Origin of the sequence: Arthrobacter sp. NyZ413, assembly GCF_049390645.1 — a bacterium.
Taxonomy (GTDB): Bacteria; Actinomycetota; Actinomycetes; order Actinomycetales; family Micrococcaceae; genus Arthrobacter.
This window is the reverse complement of the sequence record NZ_CP155434.1, coordinates 818,486-835,067: the sequence shown is the minus strand read 5'-3', so window position 1 is coordinate 835,067 and position 16,582 is coordinate 818,486. Positions and strand designations below refer to the sequence as shown.

22 protein-coding genes are annotated in these 16,582 nt (G+C 64.2%); 14 read left to right on the top strand and 8 right to left on the bottom strand.

Going from position 1 to position 16,582, the window contains the following annotated elements:
• Window positions 1-72: 72 nt before the first annotated feature.
• Window positions 73-696, top strand: coding sequence for a PadR family transcriptional regulator (locus ABCW42_RS04040; RefSeq protein ID WP_423183643.1), 624 nt, complete (start codon window positions 73-75; stop codon window positions 694-696).
• A 78-nt stretch (window positions 697-774) separates the two neighbouring features.
• On the opposite strand, the gene ABCW42_RS04035 is transcribed toward ABCW42_RS04040, so the two are convergent.
• Window positions 775-1,242 carry a cytidine deaminase family protein gene (locus ABCW42_RS04035; RefSeq protein ID WP_423183642.1) on the bottom strand — a complete coding sequence of 156 codons (468 nt, stop codon included), beginning with the start codon at window positions 1,240-1,242 and terminating at the stop codon, window positions 775-777.
• Window positions 1,232-2,536, bottom strand: coding sequence for an MFS transporter (locus tag ABCW42_RS04030; RefSeq protein WP_423183641.1), 1,305 nt, complete (start codon window positions 2,534-2,536; stop codon window positions 1,232-1,234). The genes ABCW42_RS04035 and ABCW42_RS04030 overlap by 11 nt, the downstream gene beginning before the upstream one ends.
• Before the next feature lie 371 nt (window positions 2,537-2,907).
• Here ABCW42_RS04030 and ABCW42_RS04025 point away from each other — a divergent pair, with 371 nt between their 5' ends.
• The 7 genes from ABCW42_RS04025 (at window position 2,908) to ABCW42_RS03995 (ending at window position 10,362) form a co-directional block, all read left to right on the top strand.
• Window positions 2,908-3,516 carry a helix-turn-helix domain-containing protein gene (locus ABCW42_RS04025; protein ID WP_133203275.1) on the top strand — a complete coding sequence of 203 codons (609 nt, stop codon included), beginning with the start codon at window positions 2,908-2,910 and terminating at the stop codon, window positions 3,514-3,516.
• A 125-nt stretch (window positions 3,517-3,641) separates the two neighbouring features.
• Window positions 3,642-5,024: an FAD-dependent oxidoreductase gene (locus ABCW42_RS04020; protein ID WP_423183640.1), complete on the top strand. Its 1,383-nt coding sequence runs from the start codon at window positions 3,642-3,644 to the stop codon at window positions 5,022-5,024.
• Window positions 5,021-6,265, top strand: coding sequence for a CaiB/BaiF CoA transferase family protein (locus tag ABCW42_RS04015; RefSeq protein ID WP_423183639.1), 1,245 nt, complete (start codon window positions 5,021-5,023; stop codon window positions 6,263-6,265). Before ABCW42_RS04020 ends, ABCW42_RS04015 begins: the two co-directional genes overlap by 4 nt.
• Complete coding sequence (locus ABCW42_RS04010) at window positions 6,262-7,068, top strand: enoyl-CoA hydratase-related protein (protein WP_423183638.1); 807 nt, start codon at window positions 6,262-6,264, stop codon at window positions 7,066-7,068. Before ABCW42_RS04015 ends, ABCW42_RS04010 begins: the two co-directional genes overlap by 4 nt.
• Window positions 7,069-7,111: 43 nt before the next feature.
• Window positions 7,112-8,062: a dihydrodipicolinate synthase family protein gene (locus ABCW42_RS04005; protein ID WP_423183637.1), complete on the top strand. Its 951-nt coding sequence runs from the start codon at window positions 7,112-7,114 to the stop codon at window positions 8,060-8,062.
• The gene (locus tag ABCW42_RS04000; protein ID WP_423183636.1) at window positions 8,062-8,847 is read left to right on the top strand and encodes an SDR family oxidoreductase; all 786 of its coding nucleotides are present in this window, start codon (window positions 8,062-8,064) and stop codon (window positions 8,845-8,847) included. The genes ABCW42_RS04005 and ABCW42_RS04000 overlap by 1 nt, the downstream gene beginning before the upstream one ends.
• 24 nt (window positions 8,848-8,871) lie before the next feature.
• Window positions 8,872-10,362, top strand: a complete 1,491-nt coding sequence (locus tag ABCW42_RS03995) for an aldehyde dehydrogenase family protein (protein ID WP_423183635.1) — start codon at window positions 8,872-8,874, stop codon at window positions 10,360-10,362.
• Here the strand turns inward: ABCW42_RS03995 and ABCW42_RS03990 are convergent, their stop codons facing one another.
• Genes ABCW42_RS03990 through ABCW42_RS03975 form a run of 4 tightly spaced genes read right to left on the bottom strand, consistent with a single transcriptional unit; the run spans window position 10,363 to window position 12,592 of the window.
• On the bottom strand, window positions 10,363-11,124 hold the full coding sequence (locus ABCW42_RS03990) for an ABC transporter permease (RefSeq protein ID WP_423183634.1): 762 nt from the start codon (window positions 11,122-11,124) through the stop codon (window positions 10,363-10,365). It lies immediately after the preceding gene.
• Window positions 11,125-11,134: 10 nt separating this feature from the next.
• The gene (locus ABCW42_RS03985; RefSeq protein ID WP_423183633.1) at window positions 11,135-11,890 is read right to left on the bottom strand and encodes an ABC transporter ATP-binding protein; all 756 of its coding nucleotides are present in this window, start codon (window positions 11,888-11,890) and stop codon (window positions 11,135-11,137) included.
• Entirely contained in the window at window positions 11,887-12,258 is a 372-nt protein-coding gene (locus ABCW42_RS03980; RefSeq protein WP_423183632.1) for a DUF1048 domain-containing protein, read from the bottom strand. Before ABCW42_RS03980 ends, ABCW42_RS03985 begins: the two co-directional genes overlap by 4 nt.
• A 1-nt stretch (window position 12,259) precedes the next feature.
• Window positions 12,260-12,592 (bottom strand): PadR family transcriptional regulator, encoded by a 333-nt coding sequence (locus ABCW42_RS03975; protein WP_133203284.1) that lies wholly within the window; start codon window positions 12,590-12,592, stop codon window positions 12,260-12,262.
• Window positions 12,593-12,709: 117 nt separating this feature from the next.
• Between ABCW42_RS03975 and ABCW42_RS03970 the strand changes: the two genes are divergently transcribed.
• From ABCW42_RS03970 to ABCW42_RS03955, 4 genes are all read left to right on the top strand, one after another.
• Window positions 12,710-12,964, top strand: a complete 255-nt coding sequence (locus tag ABCW42_RS03970) for a hypothetical protein (protein WP_423183631.1) — start codon at window positions 12,710-12,712, stop codon at window positions 12,962-12,964.
• A 28-nt stretch (window positions 12,965-12,992) separates the two neighbouring features.
• The gene (locus ABCW42_RS03965; protein WP_423183630.1) at window positions 12,993-13,256 is read left to right on the top strand and encodes a hypothetical protein; all 264 of its coding nucleotides are present in this window, start codon (window positions 12,993-12,995) and stop codon (window positions 13,254-13,256) included.
• Between the two features lie 216 nt (window positions 13,257-13,472).
• Window positions 13,473-13,700 carry a hypothetical protein gene (locus ABCW42_RS03960; RefSeq protein WP_423183629.1) on the top strand — a complete coding sequence of 76 codons (228 nt, stop codon included), beginning with the start codon at window positions 13,473-13,475 and terminating at the stop codon, window positions 13,698-13,700.
• Window positions 13,701-13,793: 93 nt separating this feature from the next.
• Entirely contained in the window at window positions 13,794-14,132 is a 339-nt protein-coding gene (locus ABCW42_RS03955; RefSeq protein WP_423183628.1) for a hypothetical protein, read from the top strand.
• A gap of 5 nt (window positions 14,133-14,137) precedes the next feature.
• Here the strand turns inward: ABCW42_RS03955 and ABCW42_RS03950 are convergent, their stop codons facing one another.
• Complete coding sequence (locus ABCW42_RS03950) at window positions 14,138-14,410, bottom strand: hypothetical protein (protein WP_423183627.1); 273 nt, start codon at window positions 14,408-14,410, stop codon at window positions 14,138-14,140.
• A gap of 283 nt (window positions 14,411-14,693) precedes the next feature.
• Here ABCW42_RS03950 and ABCW42_RS03945 point away from each other — a divergent pair, with 283 nt between their 5' ends.
• The gene (locus tag ABCW42_RS03945; protein WP_423183626.1) at window positions 14,694-15,710 is read left to right on the top strand and encodes an SDR family oxidoreductase; all 1,017 of its coding nucleotides are present in this window, start codon (window positions 14,694-14,696) and stop codon (window positions 15,708-15,710) included.
• Window positions 15,707-16,072 (top strand): hypothetical protein, encoded by a 366-nt coding sequence (locus ABCW42_RS03940; RefSeq protein WP_423183625.1) that lies wholly within the window; start codon window positions 15,707-15,709, stop codon window positions 16,070-16,072. Before ABCW42_RS03945 ends, ABCW42_RS03940 begins: the two co-directional genes overlap by 4 nt.
• Here the strand turns inward: ABCW42_RS03940 and ABCW42_RS03935 are convergent.
• Window positions 16,050-16,526 carry a MarR family winged helix-turn-helix transcriptional regulator gene (locus tag ABCW42_RS03935; RefSeq protein ID WP_423183624.1) on the bottom strand — a complete coding sequence of 159 codons (477 nt, stop codon included), beginning with the start codon at window positions 16,524-16,526 and terminating at the stop codon, window positions 16,050-16,052. The genes ABCW42_RS03940 and ABCW42_RS03935 overlap by 23 nt on opposite strands.
• Window positions 16,527-16,582: the final 56 nt, after the last annotated feature.

Genomic DNA, 16,582 nt, shown 5'->3' with positions numbered 1-16,582 from the left:
TATCGCAGAAATGATCTGCGAGCCATTTGGCTAACACAACACCCACAAAAACACCGAAAGGAAGATGCCGCTATGAAAGGCATTCATGAAAACAAGTTCAGTGACGGCGGACCCGGCATGGGACCCTTCGGCCGCGGGAGGAGCCATCGCGGACCCCACGGCCACGGCGGATTCGGGCCAGGCCGCGGTTTTGGACCGGGCCGCGGATTCGGGCCTGGTTTTGGGCCGGGATTCGGACCAGGCTTCGGCCCCGGCGGTCCTCGCCGCGCCAACAAAGGCGACGTTCGCTTCGCGATCCTCTCCCTTCTGGCCGAGTCACCTTCAAACGGTTATGGATTGATCAAGACGATCGCCGAGAAGACCTCCGGAGCATGGCGCCCCAGCCCGGGCTCCGTGTACCCCACCCTGCAGCAACTGGTTGACGAAGAGCTCATCACGCCCGTCGGTGAAGGCCGCCGGACAGAGTTCACGCTTACCGACGCCGGGAAGGCCTACGTTGCCGAGCACGCCGAGGAACTCGAGAACGCGTGGAACATGGACCAGGAAGGCACCGGAGCGGCGTTCCACCAAAGCGTGGCAAAGCTCATGGGCGTCATCCACCAATACCGTTTCGCCGCCACCGAAGAACAGCGTGCCGCCGCGATGGAAAAGATCGACGAAACCCGCCGGGCGCTCTACCACATCCTTGCCGACTAACGCCGGAGTTTGTGTACAGATCCCACCCCTTAAGAGCGCTCTAAAGGGTGCCGATCTGTACACAAACTCAAGGTCCGGCTAGTGCGCCGCTGCCGATACCGACGGCGGGAGCGTGCTCCACTCCGTTTCGGCAGCCCGCATCCACGGGAACGGCAGCAGTTCCAGGAGCGGAACCATTCCCACTTCGCCCCCGGCGTCCACGAGGACGATGGTTTCAGTGCCGTAGTTGCGGAGAAGTTCGCGGCACACCCCGCAAGGATTGGTCACTTGGGGTTCACCATGTTCGTCCATGCTGACGGCCGCCACCGAATGGATCGACGATTCCCCCGCGATCCGGGCATTGGCGAGGGCACTCGATTCGGCACACACATTGATTCGCTTCGAGCCCACGTGCAGGCCGCGGTAGATGGCCCCCGAACCGCCCCGCATGGCAACTGCCACACGGTGGTTCTCCGGATGATGGGCGTGGAGGAGCAGCTCACGCGCTATCCGGTAGAGCTCCACCTCGGACTCGCCAAGTTCAAAAGAGATGGCCCTATTTTCCAATGAAGATGCCGTTCTTCCGCCGTGCCAGCACATATAACAGGATGCTCAGGAGGGACAAGACGGCGACGTACACCGGGAACATCCAGGACATATGCAGGGACTGGAGCCACACGAGCAGGTACGAGGCCGTGCCGCCAAAGAGGGCGACGCCGATTCCGTACCCGAGGGCGGTTCCGGCACCACGGCAGGACTTGGGCATGAGTGAACTGGTGACCACGTTGTAGAGGGTCATGTTCAAGACCAGGACCACGGAGCCGCCGAGGAGGACCGCCGCGAACCCGGCGATGCCCGGACGGACGTACATCAGCATCAGGAAGACTGAAGGAATCGCCAGCGCACGGGTAATGAGGAACCACTTGGAAATCGATTTGCCATCGGAAAGCCGTCCAACCACCAGGCTGCCGATCACCAGCACGACGCCAAGGATGGTGGTGAGGGCGAAAACAGCGGTGGCGTCTTCCTTGAAGCCGCTCCGGGCCGCAGTGGGAAGGCCGGTGTTCCACGCGTAGTTGTACGCTTGCGCGGCTCCGACAACGAACGTAATCGCCAACACGCTCAACCAGTGCTTGCCAACGCCGCTCCACACGGATTTCGAGGTGCTTTCCGCAAGTTCTTCCGGCTTCATTGTTTCCGGAAGGGTCCGGCGAAGGTAGACCACCACGAAGCCGAAGACCGCACCGACGACGAACGGAACCCGCCATCCCCAGTCGGCCATGACGGCCCCGCTCAACACCAGGCTGGTCAAGTAGCTGACCAGCGAGGCGAACAGAATGCCGAAGTTGACGAAGAAGGAGATGATGCCCGCGACGAAACCCTCGCGGCCCTCGGGGACCAGCTCAACAGCGTGGGAAGTGGATAGCGGCGCCTCGACGCCGGTGGAGATGCCCTGGATGACGCGGCAGGCCAGGAGGATCATGCCGGCCGCGCCGCCGATCTGCTGGTACGTCGGGGAAAACGCGATGACCAAGGTAGTGATGGCCATCATCATGATCGACCACAGCATGACTTTGCGGCGGCCGATCCTGTCCGCGAAGGTGCCCAGCAGGACCCCGCCGAGCGGACGGAACGCAAACCCGACGGCGAACACCGCCAAGGCATTGAGGGTTGCGGCGGTGGGATCCTGGGACGGGAAGAACTTGGGTCCGATGAATGCTGAGAGCAGTCCGAAGACCATCCAGTCATACCACTCAAGGGTGTTCCCAAGCCCGAGCCCTAGCAGTCCGCGGCGGATTTCAGGAGAGAGCCGGGACTTCCGGCCGCTCTCGGAGCCATTCTTGACGACAGTGTCAGTCATGATTCTTTCCTTCCTCCGCACCTTTCGCGGTGCGTGAGGGTACGGATCACCATTGGCTCGCCCATAGGCAACCGGTGATCGGAACTATCATTTTGGCCTGGTCCGGCTTGGCCATTCCAGCTCGCCTTAAGGGAAGCGAGTTTGCCCAGATAGCTACGCATGCCTCTTCGTAGCGCTTGAATGAAGACGGTGGACGGAAAGGACCTCCCGCCAGAGGATCGGCGCCCACGTCCTTGGGTTTTATGTAGCAACATCCCCACGTGATGCGACTCACATAACTATATTGAAGATTTTCATCCAGTCAATGCTTGATTCTCTAAATTTTTTCACTATAGTTATGTGAGTCAGCTCACCGAGGAGAAGGCCTGATCATGAGCAACGAGAGTATTGCGGCATCTGCCCCCGTCGGCACCACAGCGCTTCTTGCAACTGTGGGCAACAAGGTCCGCACAATGCGCAAGGACAAGGGAATGACCCTTTCCAAGCTCTCGGAAATCACGGGCCTCAGCCCGGCGATCGTCAGCCAGATCGAGCGCGGACTGGCCAATCCGTCTTTCACCACGTTGGCCCAATTGGCTCACGGCCTGGATATTCCCGTGGGGAAGTTCTTCCTCGGACAGGAAGAAACCAGGTCGCCTGTTGTCCGCAAGGCCGAGCGGCGAAACCTCAAAGGCGTTACCAAGAAGTCCGTCGGAGAAGCTGTCTATGAGCTGCTGACGCCGGACCTCAACGGCGCCTTGGAAGCCCAATGGATCGTGACCCCGCCAGGCCACGACACCAGCGCCACGCCGTTCCGCCACAGCGGCGAGGAATTCGGCATCATCCTCTCGGGAAAGAAAGACATTTACCTCGACGGCGAGTGCTACAGCCTCGAGGCCGGCGATTCCATCACGTTCTCGTCCGATACCCCTCATTGGTACAAGAACAGCTACGAAGAGGAATGCGTAGCGATCTGGGTCAACGCCCCCCACGTTTGGTGACCAGTCGGCCTTAGCCGCCACCTCTCCACGCCATGCCACCACATGGCTTCTTCAGTAATCCCTATTTTTCTACGCCCCGGCAGCCGTGCCTTTGGCATGCCCGCCGGAAAGTAAGGATCTCCACCATGAACTCCCATGCCACAACGTCGTCTTTGGAACTCAGCACAACGACGGCCGACCTCACCGCACCGGTGATCTCCCGTTCCGATGTCCTCGTGGTCGGCGGTGGACCCGCAGGTGTGTCCGCAGCCGTCACTGCCGCCCGGTCCGGCGCGTCCGTCACCTTGCTGGAGCGCTATTCCTCCCTCGGCGGCCTCGCCTCCGGCGGCATGGTCCTGGTGCTCGATGACATGATCAACGGGCAGGAAATCACCGTCACCGGCATCGTTTCGGAATACGTTGAACGCCTGCAGAAACTCGGCCTGGCGATTGTACCGCCCGCCGACAACCGCAAGACGTCGGAAGAACTCTGGAACAAGTGGGGCCGCTTCGGTACCTTCGATTTCCATTCCCACACCAACCCCAAGCCCATCTGCTACGCCGCCGCGTTCGATCCCGACGGCTGGAAGCGCGTCTCCAACGACCTCGTCCGCGAAGCCGGCGTCAACCTCCGGCTGCACTCCTGGTTCTCGCGTCCCATCGTGGACAACGGCGTGATCAAGGGCGTCATCTGCGAGACAAAGTCCGGCCCGCAGGCTTTCATGGCCGACGTCGTCATCGACACCACAGGCGACATCGACGTCGCCTCCCGGGCAGGCGCCAGCCACATCAAGGACAGCTACCTCACCACCCTTGTCTTCCGCTTGGGCAACGTTGACACCGCCGCGGCGGAGGCTTTCGAGCAGGCCAACCCGAAGGAAGCCCGCGCCATCAACCGCACCATCAAGCGCCTCCTTGGCGGCGCCTGGGAGCTGTGGTGGCTCAAGACCCCGATCGACGGCGTCGTGTGGTGCAACGCTCCCCACATGACAGGCTTCGACGGCGTGGACCCGGCGGACATGACGGCCGCCGAGTTTGCAGCTCGTGACAGGATCGCCGAGGCCGTGGAGCACGTCCGCGCAAACCTGCCGGGTTTCGAGAACTGCTACATGCTGGATGTCGCGTCGCAGATGGGCGTCCGGCAGACCCGCCTGCTGGAGGGCGAATACGTCATGACCAAGGACGACGTCACGTCCCGCCGCCACTTCGCGGACACCGTTGCCCGTGGCCGGGATTACTACTACCCTTACCGCTCGCTTCTGCCCAAGGAAGTGGACCAATTGCTCGTCGCCGGCCGCCACTACTCCGCCACGCCGGACGCACAGAAGATGTCCCGCGAGATCCCGCCGTGCATGGCCATGGGCCAAGCCGTCGGAGTCGCCGCGGCCCTCGCCGTCCAGAACGGCGTGACCGTCCGCGAAGTCTCCGCGCTGGACATCCAGCAGGGCATGCGCCGGCACGGCGCGGACCCCGGCGACGTCCCGTCGTCGAACGCTACGGTCGACGCCGAAGCGGTGGTGGGAGCATGAGCACCGCAACCGCCGAACGCGCGCAACAAGAGCCGACGACGGCGGCACTCGCCACCGGTACTCCGCTGCCGCTCGAAGGCATCAAGATCGTGGACTTCACCCAGGTCTTCATGGGGCCGTCCTGCACGCAGCTCCTGGGCGACTACGGTGCGGACATCATCAAGGTGGAACGTCCTGGCGCCGGGGACATCTCGCGCAACTCGTTCCCCGACAAGGACGGGCAGGACAACCCGATCTTCCTGTCCATCAACCGCAACAAGCGCAGCGTTTCGGTGGATACCCGCACCGACGAAGGCCGCGAAGTCCTCAAGCGGGTCATCGCGGACGCTGACGTGGTGGTGAGCAATTTCCGTTCGGGCGTCATGGAGCGGATGGGCTTCGGCTATGACGAACTCAAAGCCGCCAACCCCGGCATCATCTGGGCCTCCGGTACCGGGTTCGGCCCCGTGGGACCGTATTCGCACAAGGGCGGGCAAGACGCCATTGCCCAGGCGTACTCGGGCGTGATGTGGCGCCGAGATTCGGACGAGGTCAAGCCGTCCATCTACCCCACCACGCTGTGCGACTACATCACCGGCATGCACCTCATGCAGGGAATCCTCCTCGCCCTCCGCACCCGCGAAGCCTCCGGCGTCGGGCAGAAAGTGGAGGTGACGATGTACGACTCGATGCTGCACCTCCAGATGCAGGAGGCATGCATGCAGCTCAACCGCGGCTACGAGGTCAACTGGGGTGCCATGCCGCTGAGCGGCGTGTTCGAAACCACGGACGGCGCCGTGTGCATGGTGGGCGGCTTCACCCCGGACCCGCTCGCACGGATTTCCGACGCCCTCGGCCTGGATGAGGACCTGACCCAGCGTCCAGAATTCGCCAACCTTGAGCAGCAGTTCAAGAACAAGCCGGCCCTGCAGGCGATCTTCCGCGAGCGCATCGCCACCAACACCACCGAGTATTGGACAGGCCAACTGGAAAGCCAGGGCCTGCTCAATGCCCCCGTGCACACGCTGGAACAGGCTTTGGCAGATGCCCAGACCGAGGCCAACGGCATGATCGTGGAGGCCGAGCACCCGGGCGTCGGCACTGTGAAGATGCTGAACGCACCCATTCGGCTCTCCGCCACTCCGCCCAGCATCCGGCGCGTGGCTCCGCGGCTCGGCGAGCACAACGTAGAGGTCCTGCTGGAGAACGGCTTCGATGCCGAGACCATCGAACGCCTGCAGGGACTGGGGGTGCTCCGGTGACAGTTTCGGCAGATGAGAAGGTCGACCAGGTCACCCTCACCATCGAGAACCATGTGGCCACGGTGGTGATCGACCGCCAGCACGTGCTCAACGCCGTAGACGGAACCGCCCAGGCTCGGCTCAACGAAATCTGGGACCGGATCGGGGCGGATCCTGACGTGCGTGCAGTGGTTATCACGGGGGCGGGGACCCGGGCTTTCTGCGTCGGAGCGGACATGTCCGCAGCTGCCGTGGACAAGACCGGCCTGCAGTACTGGGCCGAGCTCGACCCCAACGGTTTCGGCGGACTGAGCCTGCGGACCACCCTCGACGTGCCGGTCATTGCCAGGGTCAACGGCTACGCGTTGGGCGGCGGCATGGAGATCGTGCTGGGCGCGGACATCGTGGTGGCCGCGGACACGGCACGCTTCGGACTCACCGAACCGCGCGTGGGCCGTTTGGCGCTCGACGGCGGCATCCACCAGCTCGTGCGACGCGTCCCTTACACCCAAGCGATGAGCATGCTCCTCACCGGGCGCAAAGCGGAAGCCTCGGAGATGCAATCCATGGGCCTCGTCAACGAGGTTGTCCCGGCGGACGAGCTCGACGACGCGGTGCAGCGTTGGGTTGACCAGATCCTCAGCTGCGCCCCCACTTCGGTGCGCGCCGTCAAACAGATGGTTACCCGGACCGCCCACCTCACGGCCGCCGAGGCCCGCGGACTCCGGCTTCCCGCGCTCATGGCGGCGTTGGACAGCGGCGATTCAGCGGAAGGCGTACGTGCATTCCAGGAAAAGCGCGCACCCGTGTGGCCGGGCCGCTAGAAGCCCCTTGAAGCCGCCAGGCCCTTTGAAGGAGGACCACGACATGTTGCAGCACGAACCGAAGGAGAAGCCGATGCGGGAATCACTGGCCCCCGGCGTGTGGGGCGTCGTCCCCACCCCATTCCAAGGCAGCACCCTCGACGTCGATACGGACAGCCTTGCCCTGCTCGCGGAACACTACCAATCCATCGGCGCCACCGGCCTGACGGTCCTGGGCGTGTTCGGCGAGGCGGCAGCATTGACCGCCGCCGAACGGAACCTCGTCCTGGAGACCGTCGTCGAGGAAACCGAACTCCCGCTCGTAGTGGGCGTGACCTCGCTCTACACGGGCACCGCCGTCGACGAAATCCGGGCAGCACAAGCGGCGGTGGGCGACCGGCTCGCCGCGGTGATGGTCCAGGCCAATTCGGCCCGGCCGGAGGTGGTGATCGCGCACTTGAACGCGATCCACCAGTCCACCGGCGCCAAGGTGGTCCTCCAGGACTACCCCTTGGCGAGCGGCGTGGGCATCAGCACGGAGTCGCTGATCTACATCGTCCAGGCGTGCGCGTTCGTCGTGGCGGTCAAGGCCGAGGCCCCGCCCACGAGCGCTGCCATCGCGCAGCTCACGGACGCCGTCGAGGTCTCCGTCTTCGGCGGACTCGGTGGCCAGGGCTTGCTCGATGAACTGATAGCCGGTGCTGCCGGCGCCATGACGGGTTTCTCGTATCCGGAAGCCCTCGTAGCGTGTGTCCGCGCGTGGCAGGCCGACGGGTACGATGCCGCAAAGGACGAGCTGCTCCCCTACTTGCCGCTGATCAATTTCGAACAGCAAGCAAAGATCGCCCTCGCCATCCGCAAGGAGTGTTTCCGGGAACGGAACCTCATCAAGGACGCGGGCGTTCGGCCTCCCGCGGCCTCCTTCCCGGATGCACTACGCAAAAACATGCTGACGCACCTCGGCGAGGCGGCGCTCGCTCTCAACTCGAGCACGTCCTTGCAAGGCTGGCTCTAATGGACCTCGGAATCAGCGGAAAGACCGCCTTCGTCGCCGCTTCCACCGGTGGCCTGGGACTCGCCGTCGCGCGTTCCCTCGCCGCCGAGGGCGCGCGCGTGGCAATCACCGGACGGCACCGCGAGCGCGCCGAAAAGATCGCGGCGGAACTGCAGGCCGACGGCCACAGCGCCGTGGCGATCGAAGCCGACCTCAGCAAGCCCGACGGCGTGGCGGCCGCCGTCGAACGCACGCAGGAGTTGCTAGGCCCCGTCGAGATCCTCGTGCTGAATGGCCCGGGCCCCAAGCCCGGCGCCGCGAGCGCCCTCGGCTCCGACGACATCGCCGCGGCTTTCGAACAATTGGTCAAACCGCACCACGCGCTTGTCTCGCGGATCCTGCCCGGCATGCGCGAGCGGCACTGGGGACGGATCCTCGCCGTCGGCTCCAGCGGCGTGGTATCCCCGCTGCCTAACCTGGCCGTCTCCAACACGGGCCGCGCGGCGTTGGCCGGATACCTCAAGACGCTCGCTGCCGAAGTGGCCCTGGACGCGGTCACGGTCAACATGCTCCTGCCCGGACGCATCGCCACCGACCGCGTCGCGGAACTGGACCAAGCGGCGGCGAAACGCCGGGGTACCACGCCCGAGGAAATCCAGCTCGAATCCCGCAAGACCATCCCCGCCCGCCGCTACGGCGAACCCGAGGAATTCGGCGCCGCCGCTGCGTTCCTGTGCAGCGCACCGGCGTCATACATCACAGGGGTCGCACTGCGGTGCGACGGCGGCCTGATCCGCAGCCTCTAGGCTCCACTCTTCAGAAGGAACACCATGACTTCCACAGCTACAGACATCCCTTCCTCCACAGCCCGCGAGCTCATCACCGCGCATCACCTCATCAACGGCGAATGGTCGGGAGAAGCGGAAACGCAGCGCATGAACCCGGCGAAGCCCGGAGAACTCGCGGCTCTCTCCCCCAGCGGCACGGCCGAGGACGTGGACGCCGCCATTACGGCTGCCGCCGCCGGGCAGCCGGCGTGGGCCGCCCTCCCCGCTCCGTCCCGCGGTGCCATCCTGATCACGGCGGGGAACCTCCTGCTGGAACGCCAGGCCGCAATCGCCGAGGACCTGGTCCGTGAGGAAGGGAAGACGCTTGCGGAGGCCAAGGGCGAGGTCAAGCGGGCCTCCGACGTGCTGCGCTTCTTCGGTTCCCTCGGGTGGTCCGCCACCGGCGAAGTCCTCCCCAGCGGGCTGCCGGACACCACCATCACCACGCGCCGCGAACCGCTCGGCGTCGTCGGACTCATCACGCCGTGGAACTTCCCCATCGCCATCCCGGCATGGAAGGCCGCGCCCGCACTCATCAGCGGCAACGCCGTCGTGATCAAACCGGCTGAACTCACCCCGCTCTCGGCGACCCACCTCGCGCGCGCCCTACAGGACGCCGGGCTTCCGGCCGGGGTGTTCAACGTGGTCCACGGCAAGGGCCGTGTGGTGGGCGACGCCCTTGCCCGCGATCCGCGCATCGCCGGGCTCTCCTTCACAGGGTCCACGAACGTCGGACTCGCCCTGCAGGAAATCCTCAACGCCCGCCGCGCCCGCGTTCAGCTGGAAATGGGCGGCAAGAACGGTGTGCTGGTCCTCGACGACGCCGATCCGCGCAAAGCCGCGGCCGTCGTCGCCGCGGGCGCGTTCGGCCTGACCGGACAGGCCTGCACGGCAACCTCCCGCGTCTATGTCACGCCGGGCATCCGCGACGCGTTCCTTGAAGCCCTCGTGGCCGAAGCGGCCCAATACACCGCGGGCGACGGCCTCGGGTCTGGTGGTTCGGGCGCCGCCCGAATGGGTGCCGTGGTGAGCCGCCAACAGTTCGAGCAGGACCAGGCGGCGGTGCGTTCCGCCGTCGAACGCGGTGCCACGCTGCTTCACGGCGAGTACGACGGCGACCCCTCCGGTGCGCTGTTGTTCCCTGCCGCCGTGCTCACCGACATCGCGTCCGACGACGCGGCCGTCACCGAAGAGATCTTCGGCCCGGTGGTCGCTGTCCTGGAGGTCGCCGACTACGAGGCGGGCCTCGCGGCGATCAACGACTCCCGCTACGGACTCACGGCCGGAATCTGCACCGATTCCCTGGCCCGCGCAACGGACTTCGCGGCGCGCGCCCAGGCGGGTGTCGTCAAGGTCAACCGTCCGACGGCGGGCCTGGACTTGAACGTTCCGTTCGGCGGCGTGAAGGACTCCTCCACCAACACCTTCCGCGAACAGGGACGGTCGGCCTTGGACTTCTTCACTTGGGGCAAAACGGTCTACACCGGCATCTAGTTAGGCGATCTTCCGGCGGTAGGTCGCCACCGCGAGAACGTACGCGACCACGAGGATTCCGACGCACCAGGCGAGCGCGGTCCAAATATCGGCACCCACGGGCTGGCCGGAGAACAGGTCGCGGATCGCATTGACGATCGACGTCACCGGCTGGTGTTCGGCGAAGGCACGCACGGGACCTGGCATCGTGGCGGTCGGCACGAAGGCCGAGCTGATGAACGGCAGGAAGATGAGCGGGTAGGAAAACGCGCTCGCGCCGTCCACCGATTTCGCGGTAAGCCCCGGGATCACGGCGATCCACGTGAGCGCGAGGGTGAACAGGACCAGGATTCCGACGACGGCGAGCCACGCTGTCGGTCCGGCGCCGCTCCGGAAGCCCATCAGCAACGCGACGAGGACGACGACGGCGAGCGAGACCAGGTTGGCGACCAGCGAGGTCAAAACGTGGGCCCACAGCACGGATGAGCGCGCGATCGGCATGGATTGGAACCGCTCGAAAATGCCGCTTTTCATATCGAGGAAGAGCCGGTATGCCGTGTAGGAAATGCCCGAGGCAATAGTGATGATCAGGATGCCGGGCAGCAGGTAGCTGACGTAGGAATCCGAGCCCGAGTTGATCGCGCCACCGAACACGTAGACAAACAGGAGCATGAAGCCGATCGGCATGATCGCCGTCGTGATGATCGTGTCCAGGCTGCGTGCGATGTGGCGCAGCGAGCGCCCGAGCAGGACGGCTGTGTCGCCGAAGAAGTGCGTGGTCATCGGTTCCTCCTTACTGGTGTCCGACGACGGCGAGGAAGACGTCCTCGAGGGTCGGCTGTTTCTCGACATATTCGACTTCGGCGGGCGGGAGCATCTGCTTGAGTTCGGCGAGGGTGCCGTTGACGATGATCCGTCCCGCGTGGAGGATCGCGATGCGGTCGGCGAGCTGTTCGGCCTCGTCGAGGTACTGCGTGGTGAGCAGCACGGTGGTGCCCTGCGCGGCGAGTTCCCTGACGGCGTCCCATACCTCTTGGCGGGCCTGCGGGTCGAGGCCCGTGGTCGGCTCGTCGAGGAAAATAATCGGCGGGTTCCCGATGAGGCTCATCGCGATATCGAGCCGTCGGCGCATGCCGCCCGAGTACGTCGAGACCTTCCGCGCGGCCGCGTCAGCCAATGAGAACCGCTCAAGAAGACCGTGGGCCACGGACCCGGGATCTTTCAGGTGCCGCAAGCGGGCGAGCAAAACGAGGTTTTCCCGGCCGCTGAGGATTTCGTCGACGGCGGCGAACTGGCCGGTGAGGCTGATGGACTCCCGGACCTCCGCGGGCTGCGTGGCGACGTCGAAGCCATTGACCTTCGCTGTCCCCGTGTCCGCCTTCAGCAGGGTGGCCAGGATTTTGACCACTGTGGTCTTGCCGGCCCCGTTCGAACCGAGCAGGGCGAAGATGCTGCCGGCCGCGACGTCGAAGTCAACGCCGCGCAACACCTCAACGTCCTTGTACGACTTCTCCAGGCTTCGCACCTGGATCGCCGCGGCGGCGCTCATTGCTCTCCGCCTAGCTCCGCGTCCTCGATCGCCTTGTTTAGGCGGGCGCGCTCCTTGTCGATCCAGCGAGTCCCTCCGTAGGCCTGGGCGAATGTTTCTGCGAACTCGACGGGATCCTCGCCGACAATTGCGCGCACCGGAGTGCCATCCGCCGCGGCCTGTTCCCAGAGATCGGCGAAGTCGGCAAACATCTTGAGCGTGGTCTCGCCGTCTGTCGCCATGCCACCGAAGTACATGAGGTACCGCTGTAAGGCCTTCGCCGCCGTGCCGTGAGGCTCCGGAAGGGCATCGATGCGCGACTTGTACTGCCTGTATTGCTTCTTCTGTTCGAGCGATCCCGTGACCAGCTCGATCCATTTGGCTGCCATTTCACTTGCCTCCATCTTCACGGAGCTGGCCGATCCGATCGGCGAGGAAGCTCCACGTTGTCCAGAACTCTTCGAGAAATTCCCGCCCTTGGGCGTTGAGGGTATAGACCTTGCGCGGCGGCCCCTTCTCGGACGGGACCTTTTCGACGTCGACAAAGCCTTTTTGCTCGATCCTCACCAGGAGGGCATACACGGTTCCTTCGGCGATATCGGAGAATCCTTCATCGCGCAGCCGTGCCGTGATCTCGTACCCATAAGCCGACCGTGCGGCCAGGATGGCGAGGACGATGCCTTCCAAAGTGCCTTTGAGCATCTCCGTCATTTGCTTGCCCACGGAGTTCCTCCTGTTACTACTCAGTGTTACTGACTACCAGTACATAGTAACGCTAAATAGTGGCCGCGCAAGACCCCCGGTCTTCCGAGAATTAGTAAGCTCACTTATCATTTCCCTATGGCCACATCCATCCTCATGACCCCCCTGAAGAAGATCCGTGCCGGCGACATCATCGAGATCGGCGGCGACGCATTCGAGGTGCGCAATAACGAACGGGAAGGGGACATGATGCGGCTTGAGATAGAGGCGAAGGACAACGGCATCGTCACGGTTTTCGGCCTGCACAATGCCCACTTCGCCGTCCGGAAACATCCACGGCCCTACCGGAAACAGCCGCAGCCCCACCCGAAGGGTTCGAAGGGCCCAGCCTAGCTCCGGCCCGGCTCCAAGGAGGAGAAGCGTGTCCCTTTACCAGCCCGAACCTGTCGAAATATCAACCCGCATCCGCGACGGCGAATGGACGGAAGAAAGCCTCGAAGCGCTGGTCGCCGGCTACCGGGCGCAGCTCTTGGAAATGGGGGCGGCCGCTTCCGAAATCGAGATCGTCAGCGAGAAGGACGATCATGGCGGAGTCAGCGTGGTAGCCACCTGGATTAAATCCCCGCTCGCCGACGAGCCCGACGAGCCCGGCGAGCCCGGCGAGCCGATACAACGGGACGAATGAACACGCGCTACGGTACGCGCTCATCCGCCTTCCGCCTGCGCGCGAAACGGATATTGACCACCACCAAGTACACAACGAACGCCAATGACGGCACAAGCAGAACAAACATCCATAGCCAGTTACTCACGAACAACCTCCCGCCTCTGCGTCGGACCCCCGAAGATAAGTGTACTTACTATCTAGCCGCACGCTTGCACCCGTGGGACGATGCTTAACATGACAGACAATCCAAAACACCAGGGAAGCGGCACACCTCCCGGCCTTTCACGGGATGGCCAACTTGATATCGGCGGGTCACCCGCCGCCCACAGCATGCGCGACATCGCACGCAGGAGGGTGGACGCCGAGCGGAAACTCGACGAACAACTCAAGGAAGCCGAATCGGCAGGACAGCAGGAACACGTAGAAGCCGAATCGGCTGAACACCAAGAACGCGGCGAATAGGCCCGCTCCCCCAAGCAACTATTGCCCGCGTATAGTAGAAACTGTCCTCGCTGATGCAGACCGGCGGCCTAGGTCATTCCGCTGGAGCCTGCCATGACAATTGACGATTTCACCCTGTTCTTCCGCGAGTGCCTCGTCTTTGACGACGACACCGAAGACGGTTTGGACTTCGAGTCGCTGTATGGCCTGTACATCAGCTGGTGCCGGCTGAACCATTTGCCGCTCGATTCAGAGGCCTCGTTTGGCCGGGCCCTCAAGCTCCTGGGCTTCCACGGCGTCCGGCACAACCATCACAAGTCCTACATCGGACTCAGAATGACTGGTCCGGCGGCCCGCGACTACATCGTCCACACAGAGGGGTGCTGGGACGAATTCCGCAGCTTCAGCAGCTGGGACGGCGCCGAGGCGCGGAAGTCGCTCCTGGCAAGCTAAGCGGGCTAAGAGCCTTCCGAGTTGAAGAACCGCCGGCCCGGTTCGCTCATGGTCCGCGAACAATGGATGGTTCCGGCCGCCTCTGCGCGGTCCCGCAGGAATGCGCGGTCCCCGGGGGTCAGGACGATTCCGCCGTGGGCATCCCACTCGAGATGCCCCTCCGCATCCGCGGCCATCCTGCCGGCGATGCGGGAAGGCACCGACACGCATCCCGAGTTATGGACCAGCCATTCCTTGATTTCCGAATCAAGCCGGGCCCAGATTTCCTTGAGTCCCATGTCACGCCGCCTCCTTTGCGCCTTCCTGCATGCAGGAAAGTTCCGGCCTTGGCGCGGCGCCCCAGACGAGTAATGCCTCAGGCCAATAAAGTAAGTATACTTAGCACTCTTTGCCCCCCACCAGCTATTGCCATGACGCCGTCCAGTATTTTCTAAGCATACATACCATTGCGTATGCGCAATGGATCCCGATAGATTGAAAGTCTATTGGGACCAGGTTCAGCTGCCGGCTGACAGGCCGGGATGCTGACGAAACTGCTGGCATGTCAAGGAGTCACCACCCATGGACAGAACCGGGCAAATCATCGTCGTCACTGGATCCAGCGGCGGAATCGGGCGGGCCACAGCCATCGAATTCGCCCGCCAAGGCGCCACCGTTGCCCTGCTCGCCCGCGGCGAGGCGGGCCTGGCCGGAGCCGCCCGCGAGGTCGAGGCCGCAGGAGGCCGGGCGTGGACCCTCAGCGTGGATGTTGCCGACGCCGACGCCGTTGATGCCGCCGCCGCACGGATCGAAAGCGAGCTTGGCCCGATCGACGTGTGGGTCAACGTCGCCTTCACTTCGGTCTTTGCCCCGTTTTCCGAGATCGCTCCCGAGGAATTCAAGCGCGTCACCGAAGTCAGCTACCTCGGCTATGTCTACGCGACCATGGCGGCTTTGAAGCGCATGCGCCCACGCAACCGCGGTGTCATTGTGCAAGTGGGCTCCGCCCTCGCTTACCGCGGCATTCCCTTGCAGAGCGCGTATTGCGGCGCCAAGCACGCAATCCAGGGATTCAACGAATCACTGCGGTGCGAATTGCTGCACAGTTCCAGCGGCATCCACACCACCATGGTCCAAATGCCGGCAGTCAATACACCACAGTTCTCCTGGGTCCTCTCACGGCTCCCCCACCAGGCCCAACCCGTGCCGCCGATCTACCAACCGGAGGTCGCTGCGCGGGCAGTCATGTATGCAGCCGACCACCCCCATCGCCGCGAGTACTGGGTAGGCGGCAGCACCGTGGCCACGCTCATCGCCAACGCCGTCGTGCCAGGGCTCCTGGACAGGTACCTGGCGAAAACCGGGTTCAAGTCGCAGCAGACACAGGAACCCCGCAAGCCGGACCAGCCCGTCAACTTGTGGGAGCCCGCCGACGCCGGCAGGGACTTCGGGACGCACGGCATCTTTGATCGCCGGTCAGCAAAGCAGAGCATCCAGCAGCGCGCCTCGCACCATCCCGGCGCGGTGGGAACCGCCGTCGCGAGCCTTTTCGCGGGGGCGATTGCCGCCGTCGCACTCTCACGGAACGCGAGCAGATGAAAAACGCGAGGACAGCAAGCCGCCGGGACGCAATCGAAGCGTTCCGGATGGCCTGGGGCCTGTGGGAGCTACTTGCGGCGGACAGGACGTTCGCGTGCTTGTTCCACGAGTCTCCGGACCGCCGGACGCGTGCGGCGATCCGCACCCTGGGCACCCGCCACCTGCTCCAGGCGATCCTCACCAACCGTGCCGTCATCAGTTCGCGCACGGGCGGCAGCGTGGATCTGCTTCACGCCGCGAGCATGGTGCTGCTCGCTGCGGTGAACGGTCGACGGCGGGCTCCCGCGATGGTGGGCGCGTCGGTCGCCTTGCTCTTCGCCGCTGCCGAGTTCAAAGCCGCTAGCTTTCAAGGTCTACCGTGAACCGGCCGTCCTCGGTTCCTCCACCGCCGTCGGCCGCGGCAAAGGCGTCCATGCCTTCCGCCACCGCACGGCGCAATTCCTCGGGCATCCGCTCGATCACGGAGGCGATGGCATTTCGCCGGTGCTCTAGCACGCCGTTGACCAAGGAAGCACCTTTCGGCGTCAAAGCGAGGGCCACGTACCGGCGATCCCCGGGCACGTCCTTCCGGACAATCAGTCCGCTGTTGACCAAGCGGTCGCACGTGCGTGTGGCGTTCGAGGGGTGCACTCCAAGCTCGGCGGCGATGGCCCCGGAGCTCTGCGGCCCATGGCTGGCAATGAGGACCAGCACCCGCAGTTGGGGGCTCGTCACAGTATCCTCCACCTCGACCACGGACTGCGCCACGACCCGCAGCAAGACGTTCCCGGCCCGAAGGATCGCATCGACTTGGGCATCGCTCGCTGTTTTCTCCACCCCCCAAGTATCACCCGGTTATTTGCGGAGCAGCAATACTTCTGCAGTCGCACATA